This is a genomic window from Paraburkholderia sp. MM6662-R1 (genome assembly GCF_050436245.1).
Taxonomy (GTDB): Bacteria; Pseudomonadota; Gammaproteobacteria; order Burkholderiales; family Burkholderiaceae; genus Paraburkholderia; species Paraburkholderia tuberum.
In genome coordinates this window covers 1,692,120-1,705,783 of record NZ_JBNDLV010000004.1, presented here as the reverse complement: position 1 = coordinate 1,705,783, position 13,664 = coordinate 1,692,120, and the positions used below count along the sequence as shown (strand labels likewise).

Below are 13,664 nucleotides of genomic sequence, written 5' to 3'. Positions count from 1 at the left end.
TTGGAAACACATCGCGCGCCGGGTATCGGCCACGAGCGAGGGTGCCTCACGACTCGAGTAAGAATACCCGTCAATTCTGTTTGGCGTCTTCATGGACCGGAGTTGGGGGGCCGCCTGCCGTTGAGGTCCCGGCTTGGGCTGGAGGGACGCGTGGCATGCGGATACCCGCGTAGGCGATCGCCACCGTCAGCAGCGGACTCCCCTCCGAATGCCAGTGCCGTGATGATCAGCCAGATAGTATTCAACATGCTGTCCATACCGCCGCGAGTGAGGAGCGTATCAAGCACTGGATTTCCAGTCGTGGACCTGTAGCCGCTCCCAAGCGCAAGCCATACACCTTTGAGCATCGCAATCGGGATCGGCACGCCCTCTCGCGCGGCGGCAAATGCGAGGACTCGCGCTGGCTCGACGAAAACGGCAACCACGCCACCCGCCAATGCGCCAAGAAAGATGGTGGTAAATGGCGGAAGCCGGAACAGCGTCAGCACGACGACAAGAATGAGCGGCAGGAACAGCACGGGCGATATGTAGAATGCGCTCTGCATTGCAGCAACCTCCGCGCTCGCATCGAAGGCGCCCGGGCGGCCAAGCAGATAAAACACGGCCAGCGTGATGACAATCGCGACGAGCGATGTCAGCAGCGTCTCGCGCACGTGTTGATACAGATCGGCACCCGCGGCAGCGGCCGCAAGATTCGCGGTGTCCGAGAGCGGCGAAGACTTGTCGCCGAAATACGCGCCGGAAATCACTGCACCGGCCGTTATGGCGGGGCTCAGGCCCATGCTGTGCGCAATGCCCATCAGGCCGATTCCGATCGTACCCGCGACGGTCCCCGAGGTTCCAATGGCGAACGAGATCACCGCGCAGATTCCAGCCGCCGTGACGTAAAAGTAATCCGGGCTCAGCAATTTCAGCCCGTAATAGACCATGGCGACGATCGTGCCGCTGAGCGCCCACGTGCCGATCAGCGCGCCGACTGCGAACAGGATGAGTCGCGCCAATACCGGAACTGACACTGGCATTCGCGGCCTCGCGCAGCGAAGCGAGCGAATGACCGCGACGCCAACCGACAAATACGGCCAGCATGGTCGCCACGACGAGTGCCACCTGGTTCGGCCCGTTCGCACCACCATCGCCGAACAGGTAGAAGGACAGACTGACGAGAAAGACGAGGCCAGCGATCGGTATCAGTGCTTCGAGCATCGTGACCGGCTGGGGCGACTCGCTCCGCTTCATCGCCACGCTCCGTTCGTTTGCCAGGTAGTCCAAACGTTGCCATCCAGACCGCCCGGTAGCCGGTGAATCATCGAAACATGCGCGAACGGCTGCTTTGATTCGATGTCACGGCGCAGGCGTGCGGCCCCCGGTCCTGCGACTCGGCAATGGCAGCTCCGGCGGGCTCGCCGTTGCTTAAATCATAGGAAAGAATCGTTGCTGCGTGAAGAATTGCAGGATTCGTGCCGAACATCCCGCCTGCGGTTACAGGCTGCCGTACCTACTCTCGCTCAGCGCGAGACCTGCAGTCAACGGCAGCTCACCAGGCGTAGCGAAAACCGACGTCGCCCCAGACGCTCCGGGACTGCTGATCTCGGGCGAGCTCGTCCCCGCGATGGCGCCGACAATCGTCTTCCCGCTGATCGTCACAGTGCCGTTGGACTTGATCTGCAAATCCGCAGTCCCGCTCGAACTGGAAACGGCACCGCCATTTGTCACGCTCAGTTGCGCAGGTCCGCTGTTCCCAATAATAAAAAAGCCCGCGTTCGTATACATCGATCCTTCATCGGCAACGGTGAGTACACCGCTGCTGCCCGGGTTGTAACCGACGTAGCTCTGAGAGGCGCTGAAGACCGTGCCGCCGGCGCTGACGTTCAGCGTTCCCGATCCGTTAAAACCGATGTAATACTGCGACTGCGGGTTTGTCGTCGTAATGTTTCCGCTATTCACGGTTTTGAGGCCACTACTGTTGGCTGCAAAACCAGCAAAAAGGCCACTCAATGTAACGTTCGCACCTGTCGGCACGATGAATGTTCCGCCTGGAACGCCGAACCGATCACGCGATACTGTACAAACGTAGTTCCCTGCATTTACGTGCACGGCCGGAGCGAATTCTTTTGCCGCAGAGTCGTGACCGGCCGCAGACATAAACGGCATTTGCGGACTCCCTTCCGACTGCAAGTCCAAGGCTTGCCGCCGCTACACCACCCAACCGAGGTTTCAACTTTTCATAACCGATCGTGGTTATTCATGCCTTGCAAGGATTATGGTTTTTCGTTAATTAACTGTGCGCTGATTGTGTGGGTCTACCCCGCGTAGACAGAACAACGACGGAAGAATCCGACACTAATTCGAGAAAAAACGACCGTTTTTTCACCGGCAGACGTGAATATCCATCCCTTCCACCAAACCGATGCGCGCTGCAGCTGGCGTTGGAGAGTCGCAGACACCGTGTTGTGCTCGCGGAGAACGAATGGGACGCACTGCAGAAGGCCCACACGGATTTTCCGGAACTCGTTATCACCGATTTGGAGATGCCGGAAATGGACCGCAAGGAGCTTTGTCGGCGTCTGAAGTGTCAGGCGGTGTTTTCCGGCTTACCGGTGGTGCTGCGGTCGGCTATGCCGGAACCTACGGAAGAGATTCGCTGCTGGACAGCGTTCCTGCGAAAGCCGGCCTCGATAGCGGCGTTGCTTGACGCCGTCGACAGGTTCATTGCAGCGCGCCTGACCTATGCGCGGGCGGCAACAGCGCTCGCTTATTGTTCGCCACTTCCTCCGGGCATGCCTCATGCTGCACGCGGGTCAGAGATGCGAAAGCAGTTCCCGAACCGGAGACGATCATGAAGTTGATAATGGCAGGAATCAGCGCAATTTCCATCATCGCTAGCACTTGCGCATTTGCGCAGACCAACACCGGCAACGCTGCGCCAGCACACCGCGATACTCAAAACGCGCAGCCGGGTGCCGCTGGCCAGAGCATGGGACGTGCTGCGGACGCCGGCAACAGCAAGCCCGCCAGTGGCACATTGATGCAGAAGCGTGAGCAGGCGATGTCGCCTCAAGGCGCGTCAAACTCGAACGCAACTGGCGCGATGAAACAATAATGGCGACGCGAGACCCCATGGCGGCGACTGTCACCTTGGTTCTTCCCGCTTCAGCCGTTGCGATCCTTGCTGCGCGGTCGGGCACTTCCGGGCCGAACGCCGTGAGCCCGAGTTCGTCCGCGCAACTCCATCCTGCCCTTCCTGTTGCCACGATGCTGCAGATTTGCTTCATGCAGTCGTGGTCGGTCTGTGAGGACCGGCGATGGAACAGGCGCGTCTCGGCAGGTGTAAAACCACCAGCAGATCCCCACATAATTCGTGGCATGCCCGTTACCAAGCCTGGCTCGCCTGCTACGCCCGGCGCGGCAGACGTACGGCGAATGCGGTCTCTTCTTTATCCGACCGCGCCTCGATCGCGCCGTGATGCGCCTTGGCGATTTCGCTCGCGATATACAGCCCGAGCCCAAGGCTGCCTTGCGCGTCCTCGTTGATTTTTCGCTCTGGACCTCGCTGAAGAGGATCAAAGATGCGCTCCAGCAACAGTCCCTCGATGGCTGGTCCGCTATTGCAGACTTCGAAGCGCACCTCGGCCTCGTCGCCAGTCACCACGACGCGAACGGGCGCGTCTCGCGCGCCATATCTGAGCGCATTCAGAACGAGATTGCCGAGCAGTTGCTGCAGACGCGGACCGTCCCAGACACCCTGAACGTCACCGTGCACCTCGAGCTCGATCTGCCGGTCTGGATGGACTGCGCGCAACTGGTCCAGCTCATCGGTGAACACGTTCGTCAGATCAACGGGAGCGGGTATGACGTTAATACCTAGCCCGAGCCTTGTTCGGTTGAAATCGCACAGATCATCCAGAAGTGCCTGCATCCGGGCGCCGCTGCGCACCAGACGGGCTGCAGCTTCTGAAACGCGCTGCCCCGCATTGAGCGCGGACAGATATGAAGCTGTCACCTGGATCGTCTGCAGCGGGCTCCGCATGTCGTGTCCGAGCATCCCAAGCAACAGATTGCGAGCCTGCTCGACTTGTGTGCTGAAAAAACTGAGTGATTCGGCCAGCGCCTGATCGATGGCCTCGTTGAAGCGGATGATGTCATCCAGATGAGGCGCATCGGGCTGACACTCATCCATCCACAAACGCAGCACGCTTGCACGCAAAGCGCGGTATTCCGCGGCCAGCTGGTTGATGTTGAAACCGCCTCGAGCGCGCAGGACCGCATGGGATTGCGCAGCTGTCTCCGGCGCATCCGTCAGCCGGGGTGCCCTCCCCAAGGATTTTTCGTGCTGCGCTTCCCTGGTCTGCGAAGTCTGCAAATCCCTGGCTACTGCTTCCAGAATCTGCTGCGCGTGGTCGCGCAACGCGAGGGTGCCCATGTTGCCAGCGGCTGGCAGCAGCGTGGCGGCAAACGCCTCCCACTGCGCCAGAATGGGCTCCATTTCCTGCACGATAAAATCGGACAGTCGCATGCCTACTCCGGCGAAGAAATTGAGGAGATTTTTAGCCGAACCGATATTACGCGTCAGTTCGTCGCGGGATCCATCGGGTTTACACCGTCTTGGACTACCTGGAGGTAGTCCATGTACTTGTAATGAACCGCCTGGATTTTCTGGACAGTGGTGAGCGTTCCTGTCCGGCCTTTCATGAAACGCCACAACGATTCGCCGCACGCCCCTGAGCGGGGAGAACTGGAGCGGCAGGTCGAATCGCTTCGACGCGATATCCGCCAATTGCAGCTTGAACACGACATCCTGGAGAAGACCAATCAATTGCTAAAAGAGACCTGGGCGTCAACCTGCAACTCCTGACCAACCGGGAGAAGACGTTGCTGGCCGGGGTGGCTCTCATGTATGCACGAGGCGAAACTGATTCGGTCGATGTCGCGCAAAGGGTGCTCGCCCGACAATGTGGCCCACGCAGTCTCCGACGGCTCTTTCTCTTTAGACCGCTTAGGTGGTCCGATGTCCGTACGGCCCCCTGCTTTTCGAGTTCTACTCTCTCGGGTACTGTGGCCGTCAAGCGGAGGCACCGGTTTACCAGAACCGATGGGCAAGCGATTGGATCGAAACGCGTGACCAACATCCCGCTGCATCTTCCTCTGATCGCGAATGGCCGGCCTGCACGCCAATCCGTCTCTCGTTGCTTCCGTAGGTGCGACGTCTGTCACCCGAAGCGCGCGTGCAGCCAGTCTTGCGCCCAGTTCTTCGCATAGGCTATCGCGTCCTCGCGTGCGTCGAAGCCTGCCAGATCGCCACTCGAATGAATCTCGTACCCGGTGCCGTCGGCACGGCTGCCGCTGATCCGTGCGTGGGCCATGTACTCGCCGTCGGCCCGCCGGGGGGTCGGGTCGATAACGATCAGGGTGGAATTGAAGCGCATGGTATTCCTTTGGGGTTATCGCTCGATTGCGACTGTCGCAGAGGGGCGTCGAAAAGCGCGACCTAGGTGCTCAGCATGGCCATGATTTGTCCGGCCTCGCGATCCGAATCGCAGCTTTCCATGCCGCGTTCGCATAGAAGCGCACGAATCGACATGAACATCAGAAACGCGCCCGCATCGATCTCGTGACGGCGGTCATGGATGAGACTATCCAGTTCGCCCTGCGCGCCGGGCGGCAGAAACCGATCGACGATGTCAGCACCGTCGCACCGAATCCATTTCAGCAGGTCGTTTCTTTCCATACCACACTCCAATGATTGCAACGGCTCTGAGTCAACCACCAGCGGATGAAGTTCGAGCCCGCGGTAGAGACGGGGAACCGGTTGTGATCGGTACCTTTGAGGCCGTCTCATTGTGTAGCGGAAAAGACGAAGCGTAGCGACGTGGCCACTGCGTCCGCGGCCCTTCAGGAGGTGGGCCACGTTTCGGTTTTGGGTGAAAGCGTATCTCCGGTTCCGTCGGGTACGCAACTTAAGGACGCGAGGACCGGTCGCAGGTCGAGTGACCATTTCATGCTACGCCCATTGATGGATTTGTACAGAAAAACCCGTGCTCCAGGCGCCGTCAGAGAAGCACAGGGAACATGCAAGTCAACCCGGCACTTACGTACCGCAGCGCCGGTAGGCGGCGGCGATCCGAAGATCCACATCGGACTGCCTTTCTTCTCCGGTTCATCATGTGACAACGCAGAATGCGCCTCCGACATGCGCGGCAAGCAGTCTCGACGTCAACAATTCAACCACGGCGAAACGAAGCGCGCGAAACTGCATTGCAGCCCCGTCCGCCCTTTTTGGCGGAAATCGATTCACCCTTTCGTCAGGTAATAAGGAGTTCCAGCGTTACCCGACCGCCTGCGAGGAGACCGATGCGGTGTTTGCGCCTCTGGCTCGACGCGGACGCACCCGCAACCACCCGATTGCCGAGCGTGACACGCAACGGCTATCCGGACCGGCTTCATTTCGGGGGTACGTGTTCGTCGCGGAACAGTTGGGAACGCGTGGCCCGATTGGGCGACGAGACGGCGTGAGCCAGCGACGCCAATTGCTGCTCGACTTGCAGGTCTGCGGTACGTTTTTGCAGCCGGCCACATCGAATCTTCGGGGAAGGCCAAATCGCGAATCGTTCAGGAGGGTGATCGCCGGCGAGCGTCCCGAGCAGCACGTCGATCGCAGCCCTGTCCCGCTATTGCGGCAGCCGCCTTTTATGTGCGAGCGGCGATCAGATCGGCCATCAGGCAGACAGCAATTCGTCGCACGATCGAGCACATCGATGGATGCTGTCCGTCAGCGGCGTTTTCATATGTCGATGACCGAAGCGCCGCTCACCTTTCCGTCGACGATGTCCTTTCCCTGCTGCCGGGCGGCTCGCCTTGCCGTACCGAAGTCAGAGAATGTATGCGTTTGGTTCAGCCTGAAGACCCGGCTTGCGGAGGGAATTGCTGTCGCCGCCGGACGACATATCCGTACTGCAATTTCGTAACCTTCCGCGTAACGGGAATGTCCGTCAAAGCGACTGAATGTGCGGGGAAAGACAAGGGGATGAAGTTCGTACCCCTTGTAGAGAAGAATCGGGTGTGTCGACATGATGGTCACTCCACAGGGTATGGCTCACTATACGCTGGAACGGGTTACATCGGGCGGCGCAGACGCAGAGGCTGTTACCAGAATTGTATTGACCGATAGTACTGTCGCGCGTACCTTGAAACGTGGGGTCGGCAAAGCGGGGCACTGCCCGGATTGTCATAGCGTTGGCTTGGATGGCCGGCGACGGCTGTCTGCCTGGTTCCACCTCTGCGCTTACGTTGCAAACCCTTCAAGAACACCACGATCAACAGCGTCTGCTTGCCACGCGCGATGAGGCTGGCCAAGGATACGGGAGCGACCCACTTCGTGAGTTCGGGACAGTGTGGTGCCCGATCGGACAAACGTGAGCGGAATGCCGGGTGAGGAAACGCTTGCGGATGTTAAGCACGAAGCTCGGGTATCCGCGTACCGGACAGCTAGCCAGGAAACTTCGTTCCGGTCGCCTCGTCGGTGTGGCTCGGGGGCGTATCTCCTTCGGCCAAACCTGCACAACGATCAAAAACGTGCTGCTTGCTGCGGCCAAAAGGAGTGACCTGATGACAACCATTCGCCATTATCGCGGCCTCGATATTTCCCTACTCGTGTATCCGCATCGCACGACTCAACCAGGATATGGTCACAATTACGAGGAAGGATTCGATGCGTCGATTCGCATCAGCGACCCGGATTCCATGACGGACAACCCGCGAAGCCGCTTATTCCGTGTGCCCGGCAAGAGGCCCTTCGTGAATGCCGGCGACGCAAGGCGCGCGTCGGTGGCCTACGCCGAAATGCTGATTGATACTGACGGCTTTGATCGCGCCATCCTGGAATCCCCCTAAGCGCTAGAGCCGGAACCCGAGTCTATGCGGAAGGTACCCGTGTTCGCGCGCGCCAGCGGCACGCCATCAACAATGTGTGTGATAAAGAAGTTGACCTTCTGATCGTCAGTCGCCACATGCTCGGCAGGCTATGCCAGTGCGACCGCATTGCTGCCAGTTCCGGTCATCGCCTCCTCAGGCGTCGACCACGAAGTAGATACCGTCATGCCCGAAGGGAAGCCATGTCCATTCCATCTCGGCCGCATAGTGACCGATGGGTGATTGCCGTCCGCCCGCGCCTGCGTTCACACTTCGACCCATTCTGAAAGCTCAAGAGCGTCGTCGACTTCCATGCCGTGCGTAGAATGCCGAAGACGTCGATAGAGAAAATCCAGAAGTTCGCACTGAGCGCGGCTCAAACCGAAAGGTAACCGATCGATCGCGCGTGATGTTTGCGCGCGCCTTATCGCATGCGTCCTGATGCCTGAGATGCGTTGAGCGTGCAGATCTGGGGCGTCGCCGTTAACCGCGCGTGTCGACCCAGTTGCGTGCCCAGCGTGTCGAGTGCTGCAACGCCTGCTCCTCACTCGTGAAGTAATCGAGCGAATAGAACTGGTAGCGGCCGTCCGCGCGCCCGCTATCGGCGCGTTCTAGCAGCAGGTTGGAGGAAAAACTGCCGTCGGGCAAACGATGCGCCGAGGGCTGGACGGCATAGCCGTTGTATTGTTGAATTTGTTTGTTCTGCATTTTATTTTAATAATGTCGAGTGCGCGCGTGCCTTGCGAAATGTGCACAGGTACGCCGATTCAAAGGCATCTCAGGCCGAATCTGAAGCACTCGGAAAGCGAAGACGTGGCGCTAATGCCAGAGGGGAAAATGAGCGCAATGAGACGTATGGCGCTTGGCAAGCTGCCGGCGAAACCGATGCAGCCAGGAGCGAACGCGCCACTTCAGGAAACAACGCTCCGTAAGGAAGTCCCTGCAACCCGGCGTCCGTCGCGGAACGCCGGGCTCTTCAAACTTTACAGCGGCTTGATGTTAGCTGCCTGCAGACCCTTCGGGCCTTGCTTCGTTTCGAAGCTCACCTTCTGATTTTCAGCCAGCGTCTTGAAGCCGTCGCCGCTGATTTCGGAGAAGTGAGCGAAAAGGTCATCACCGCCCTTGTCCGGGGTGATGAAGCCAAAACCTTTGCTATCGTTGAACCACTTAACAGTACCGGTATCCATGAAGAATCCTTGAGAAAAAACGGGAAAATGTGCTCCGTTGAAGAGCGTATGAAGCGTCAAGGAGGGAGAGGACAACGAATACCGCTGAGGAGCGAGCAATTGATGAACAGCAATCGAACTTCTTGAACTTCATGCGGCACCTTAACCGCCAAGTGGTACCAGCGTCAATACTTATCTTGTAACTGTTCCACGGGGCGGGGCCGTTTTGCAGACGAAGCGATCCAAAGACCGGGTGCGCTGCACGAAGCTGCGAACCGGCACGCCTCGATCGATTTACGGATTGGCATACGATTTCGCTGTGCCTAAATCTGCGAACGTCCCAAGCTGGACACAACGCATACACCTTCTGAATTTTTGAATTCGCGCAGTCACAGCTACTGCGCCATCTGCAGATCCACGATCGCCGCGGCGAGAAACCGTGCTGCTTCGCCGCCCGTGACGACCCGATGGTCGAACGTCAGACTAAGCGGCAAGATCCGATGCACGGCCGGAACGCCACTTACCGCCACGACCTGCTCGTGAATGCGCCCCGCTCCGAGGATCGCGACAGTGGGCGGCACGACCACGGGAGCTGCGTATTTGCCGGCGATCATGCCGAAGTTCGACAACGTGATCGTATTGCCGCGCAGTTCCTCCGGTGGAATCTTGCGTGCCCGGATGTCGACACGCATCCGGTCGAGGCCGCCACGCAGATCCGCTGCGTTGCGGTGCGCAACGTCGCGCAATACCGGTACAAAGAGGCCATCCGGTAGATCGACGGCGATGCCGAGGTCGATCTTTTCCAGTACGTGCCGCCGTCCCGCATGTCCGTCGAACCATGCGTTGAGCCCGGGTTCGGCGCTGCATCCTGCTACCAGCGCACGGATCAGGCGGATCGTCACATCGGTATGTGGCGGCCACTCATGAATGTCGGCGTCGTCGATGACGGTCGCGGCCGCCACTTCGCTCTGCGCGCGCGCCATGTTCTGCGCCATCGCGCGCCGCACGCCGCGCAGCACTTCGGGCGGACCGAGCTGAGCGAGTATCTTCGCGACGCGCTGCACGTCAGCCGCCGTGATGACACCCTCCGCCCCCGACGGTGTCACCATCGCAAGATCGACATCAAGCTTGCGCGCGAGCGCCCGCACCGCCGGGATCGCCTTGATTGTGCCGACACCCGTGCCGGGGCTGCCGCCGAGCGCCGCCGGCGCTTCGTGCACCACATGCTGGCCGACCTCCATATGACCGACCACGGTACCGGCATCGGCTTCGTCGGCCGCTCCTTCGAATGCGACGAGCGGCGCCCCCAGATGCACGATATCGCCGGGCTGGCCGAACAGCTTCGCGACTCGGCCGGATTGAGGCGACGGAATATCGACGATCGCCTTCGCCGTTTCCACCGACAGCAGCCGTTGATCCGCGCGAATGTCTTCGCCGCTCTTGACGTGCCACTCGACGATCTCCGCTTCCTGCAAACCTTCGCCGAGATCAGGCAGTTTGAAGATTTTCATGGCATCCCTACGCTTCCAGCGCCTGCCTGACCGCGCCAACGATGCGCTCAGTGCCTGGCATGTATTGATTCTCGAGTCTGTACAGCGGCACCACCACGTCGTAGCCAGTGACGCGCTGCACCGGTGCGAGCAGCGAGTACAGTCCGCGCTCGGCGATGTTGGCGGCGATCTCCGCGCCGACCCCTCCGGCATGCGAGCCCTCGTGCACGATCACGCAGCGTCCGGTTTTCGCCACCGACGCGAGAATGGTGTTCATGTCGAGCGGCTTGAGCGTCGCCACGTCGATCACCTCGGCCATTACGCCTTCCTGCGCGAGCAGATCGGCCGCGGCCTGCACGTCTTGCAACGCCCCGCCCCAACTCACCAGTGTGACGTCTGCCCCATCGCGCAACGTAAAGCAACTGTCGAGCGGCAGCGCTTCGCCGTCATCCTCCACCGGCTGCCTGAAGAGCCGGTACAGCCGCGTCGGCTCGAAGAAGATCACCGGGTCCGGGTCCCGGATCGCCGCCAGCAGCAAGCCGTACGCGCGTGCTGGCGACGACGGCGTCACGACGCGCAGCCCGGGTATGTGGGTGAACAGCGCTTCAGGGCTTTCGGAATGGTGCTCTGGTGCGTGAATGCCTGCGCCGCATGGCGCACGGATCACCAGCGGACACGTCAGTCGTCCGCGCGTTCGATGCCGCAGACGCGACGCATGATTCAGGATGTGATCGATGGTCGGATAGACAAATCCGGCGAACTGGATCTCCACGACGGGCTTAACGCCCATCGCCGCCATGCCGATCGCGCAGCCGGCGAGGGCGGTTTCGGCCAGCGGCGTGTCGATCACCCGCTGAGCGCCAAAGCGCGTCTGCAACCCGACGGTCGCGCGAAATACGCCGCCGTTCACGCCAATGTCCTCTCCGAGCAGCACGACGGCAGGGTCGTGCGCCAGTTCATATGCGAGCGCCTGATTGAGGGCCTCGACCATATTGAGGTCAGCCATCGCCGTTCCCCTTAGCCGGCGCGAAACGTTGCGCCATCGCCAGTTGCTCACGCATCGCTGGGGGCAACGCCTCATACAGGTGATCGAACATCGCGGATGGGCCCGCAGGCGGTATCGCCAGGTACGCGTCGACGGCCTGCTCGACCTGCGCACGGCACGCCTTACCGAGTTCCTCGTCCTGCGCCTTGGTCCAGACGTTCACGTGCATCAGGTAGGTGCGCAAACGAAGCAGCGGTTCGTATTCCCATTGCTTGCCGATGACCTCGGCGTCGCGATAGCGCGTCGCGTCATCGGCCGTCGTGTGATCACCAAGGCGATAGCTGAGCGCCTCGATCAGCGTCGGGCCATCGCCGCGGCGAGCCTTGGCGAGCGCCGCGTGGACAACCTGATGCACGGCGATCACGTCGTTGCCGTCGACCTGCAGCCCCTCTATTCCTGCAGCGATCGCTTTTTGCGCGAGCGTTTGCGCAGCGCTCTGGTGGCTGCGTGGTACCGAAATCGCCCACTGGTTGTTATTGACGACGAGCACAAGCGGCGCCTGCCAGACACCGGCCATGTTCATCGCCTCGTAGAAATCGCCCTTGGATGTGCCGCCGTCGCCGAAGATCGCCACCGCAACGCGCGGCTCGTGACGCAGCAGGAACGCGTAGGCTGCGCCGGCCGCATGGCACACCTGTGTGCCGATCGGCACACAGTTCGGAAAATCGTTACGGGGCACGCTGAAATCGCTGCCGCGCTCGTCGCCGCCCCAATACAGGAGACTTTCCGTCATCGTGACGCCGCGCAGCAATTGCGCAGCGTGATCGCGATACGAAGGGAACAGCACGTCGTCGGACTGCATCGCGCTGGCGACACCGACACCGATCGCCTCCTGGCCGACCGACGACGCAAAGGTGCCGAGCTTGCCGGTACGCTGCAGCGCGACCGCCTTCGTGTCGAACGCCCGTGTCAGCACCATCGCGCGATAGAGCGCAATCAGCGCCGCCGGGTCACGTGCGAAGGCTGGCAATGACTGGACAGGCTCGCCATCGGGGCCAAGGTATTGCGTATAGCCGATATGAAAGCTGACAGCCGTCGTCATGTCCGCCCCCCATGTTCTTTCAGATTTCAAATACGTGCCGGAGTTCGCGCGCGAGCGCTACCGCGCTCGTGCCGTCAGAGTTCGGCGCGTACCAACTTGAGTTTAGGCAAGGGAAACACGTACAGGGGGCCAATTCCTCGCCGCCTCAACCACACGCGGCACGGCAACCAGGAATACGAACGCCCGATTGTCGCAATGCAGCAGCGGGTGGCTGGTTGCGCGGCCCCGGAAGCAGACGGGAATTGGGCCGGCATCCCGCCGGCCGCGGCCGCTCCAGGCGAATATCGGCCGGGCAGAATCGGACGAAGACCGGAACGCGCTCGCTCAAAGCACCTTGCATCCAGCGAGGAAGATGCGGACCGCCTGACGCGCGATTCTGTTGCGCTCCGATGCGCCGGGGCGCCTCCTGGTGGCGCCAAGCAGCAGCCGCGCGCGGACCCCGCCGAGTACCAGGTGTAGAAACTGCTCGGTAGCCAGCGCAACGTCATCGAGTTGCAATGCGCCATCGGCGACTGCCGAACGAAGATAGTCCGAAAGCGGCTCCATGCCGCGTAGTCCACCCGCCTTGTTGTAATACCCGCTGATGAGTTCGGGAAAACGATAGGCCTCGGTCAGAAGCAGGCGATGCAATGCGATCATGTCAGGCCGCGTGCACACATCCAGCAGATGGAGCGCGACCTTCTCGAGGACGTGCTCCGGACGGCGCGCATCGAGCACGATATCGCCGAGCTGCGTGATCCATGAACGACGCAGCGTCTCGACGATTGCGCTGAACAGGCCCGCCTTGCTGCCGAATCGATCGTACAGCGTTTTTTTTGCAATACCCGCCTCTCGCGCGATGCCTTCAAGGCTGGTCTCGCGATATCCAGCGGCAAGAAAATGGCGCTGCGCAACATCGAGCAGGCGCTGCAGACGAATTTCGGACTCTCGCAGCGTAGGACGCCCGCCTGATCGGATAGGTTGAGTCTGTGTTTCGCGCGTCACGATCCAGGCCTATTGACAATGTCTACCGACGG

The 13,664-nt window shown here is 60.6% G+C and carries 15 protein-coding genes and 1 pseudogene; 4 read left to right on the top strand and 12 right to left on the bottom strand.

The window, feature by feature from the left end; genetic code table 11:
- Positions 1-89 precede the first annotated feature (89 nt).
- Both OKW39_RS37750 and OKW39_RS37745 read right to left on the bottom strand, forming a co-directional pair.
- Positions 90-1,016 carry a Na+/H+ antiporter NhaC family protein gene (locus tag OKW39_RS37750; protein WP_429564959.1) on the bottom strand — a complete coding sequence of 309 codons (927 nt, stop codon included), beginning with the start codon at positions 1,014-1,016 and terminating at the stop codon, positions 90-92.
- A 463-nt stretch (positions 1,017-1,479) separates the two neighbouring features.
- Complete coding sequence (locus tag OKW39_RS37745; protein ID WP_429564958.1) at positions 1,480-2,151, bottom strand: hypothetical protein; 672 nt, start codon at positions 2,149-2,151, stop codon at positions 1,480-1,482.
- Positions 2,152-2,294: 143 nt separating this feature from the next.
- Here OKW39_RS37745 and OKW39_RS37740 point away from each other — a divergent pair, with 143 nt between their 5' ends.
- Both OKW39_RS37740 and OKW39_RS37735 read left to right on the top strand, forming a co-directional pair.
- A complete protein-coding gene (locus tag OKW39_RS37740; protein WP_429564957.1) occupies positions 2,295-2,840 on the top strand; it encodes a response regulator in 546 nt (181 codons plus the stop codon).
- Entirely contained in the window at positions 2,837-3,100 is a 264-nt protein-coding gene (locus OKW39_RS37735; protein WP_090808911.1) for a hypothetical protein, read from the top strand. Before OKW39_RS37740 ends, OKW39_RS37735 begins: the two co-directional genes overlap by 4 nt.
- Before the next feature lie 291 nt (positions 3,101-3,391).
- Here the strand turns inward: OKW39_RS37735 and OKW39_RS37730 are convergent, their stop codons facing one another.
- Positions 3,392-4,513 (bottom strand): sensor histidine kinase, encoded by a 1,122-nt coding sequence (locus OKW39_RS37730; protein WP_429564956.1) that lies wholly within the window; start codon positions 4,511-4,513, stop codon positions 3,392-3,394.
- Positions 4,514-4,687: 174 nt separating this feature from the next.
- Here OKW39_RS37730 and OKW39_RS37725 point away from each other — a divergent pair.
- A pseudogene (locus OKW39_RS37725) lies at positions 4,688-4,875 on the top strand (IS3 family transposase); the annotation flags it as partial.
- A gap of 332 nt (positions 4,876-5,207) precedes the next feature.
- Here OKW39_RS37725 and OKW39_RS37720 read toward each other — a convergent pair.
- The 3 genes from OKW39_RS37720 to OKW39_RS37710 all read right to left on the bottom strand — a co-directional run bounded on the left by OKW39_RS37720 (position 5,208) and on the right by OKW39_RS37710 (position 7,066).
- Positions 5,208-5,423: a hypothetical protein gene (locus tag OKW39_RS37720; protein ID WP_018424494.1), complete on the bottom strand. Its 216-nt coding sequence runs from the start codon at positions 5,421-5,423 to the stop codon at positions 5,208-5,210.
- 62 nt (positions 5,424-5,485) lie between these two features.
- The gene (locus OKW39_RS37715; RefSeq protein WP_090808907.1) at positions 5,486-5,725 is read right to left on the bottom strand and encodes a hypothetical protein; all 240 of its coding nucleotides are present in this window, start codon (positions 5,723-5,725) and stop codon (positions 5,486-5,488) included.
- Positions 5,726-6,778: 1,053 nt separating this feature from the next.
- Positions 6,779-7,066 (bottom strand): hypothetical protein, encoded by a 288-nt coding sequence (locus OKW39_RS37710; RefSeq protein WP_090810393.1) that lies wholly within the window; start codon positions 7,064-7,066, stop codon positions 6,779-6,781.
- Positions 7,067-7,602: 536 nt separating this feature from the next.
- Between OKW39_RS37710 and OKW39_RS37705 the strand changes: the two genes are divergently transcribed.
- The gene (locus OKW39_RS37705; RefSeq protein WP_090810391.1) at positions 7,603-7,887 is read left to right on the top strand and encodes a hypothetical protein; all 285 of its coding nucleotides are present in this window, start codon (positions 7,603-7,605) and stop codon (positions 7,885-7,887) included.
- 501 nt (positions 7,888-8,388) lie between these two features.
- Here the strand turns inward: OKW39_RS37705 and OKW39_RS37700 are convergent.
- The 6 genes from OKW39_RS37700 to OKW39_RS37675 form a co-directional block, all read right to left on the bottom strand.
- The gene (locus OKW39_RS37700; protein ID WP_429352462.1) at positions 8,389-8,613 is read right to left on the bottom strand and encodes a hypothetical protein; all 225 of its coding nucleotides are present in this window, start codon (positions 8,611-8,613) and stop codon (positions 8,389-8,391) included.
- Between the two features lie 275 nt (positions 8,614-8,888).
- Positions 8,889-9,092, bottom strand: a complete 204-nt coding sequence (locus OKW39_RS37695) for a cold-shock protein (RefSeq protein ID WP_012428559.1) — start codon at positions 9,090-9,092, stop codon at positions 8,889-8,891.
- Between the two features lie 374 nt (positions 9,093-9,466).
- Positions 9,467-10,582: a dihydrolipoamide acetyltransferase family protein gene (locus OKW39_RS37690; RefSeq protein WP_187611658.1), complete on the bottom strand. Its 1,116-nt coding sequence runs from the start codon at positions 10,580-10,582 to the stop codon at positions 9,467-9,469.
- A gap of 7 nt (positions 10,583-10,589) precedes the next feature.
- Positions 10,590-11,567 carry an alpha-ketoacid dehydrogenase subunit beta gene (locus OKW39_RS37685; protein ID WP_090808901.1) on the bottom strand — a complete coding sequence of 326 codons (978 nt, stop codon included), beginning with the start codon at positions 11,565-11,567 and terminating at the stop codon, positions 10,590-10,592.
- Entirely contained in the window at positions 11,560-12,648 is a 1,089-nt protein-coding gene (pdhA, locus tag OKW39_RS37680) for a pyruvate dehydrogenase (acetyl-transferring) E1 component subunit alpha (RefSeq protein WP_429334404.1), read from the bottom strand. The genes OKW39_RS37685 and pdhA overlap by 8 nt, the downstream gene beginning before the upstream one ends.
- Before the next feature lie 324 nt (positions 12,649-12,972).
- Positions 12,973-13,632 (bottom strand): TetR/AcrR family transcriptional regulator, encoded by a 660-nt coding sequence (locus OKW39_RS37675; RefSeq protein ID WP_429334405.1) that lies wholly within the window; start codon positions 13,630-13,632, stop codon positions 12,973-12,975.
- Positions 13,633-13,664 lie beyond the last annotated feature (32 nt).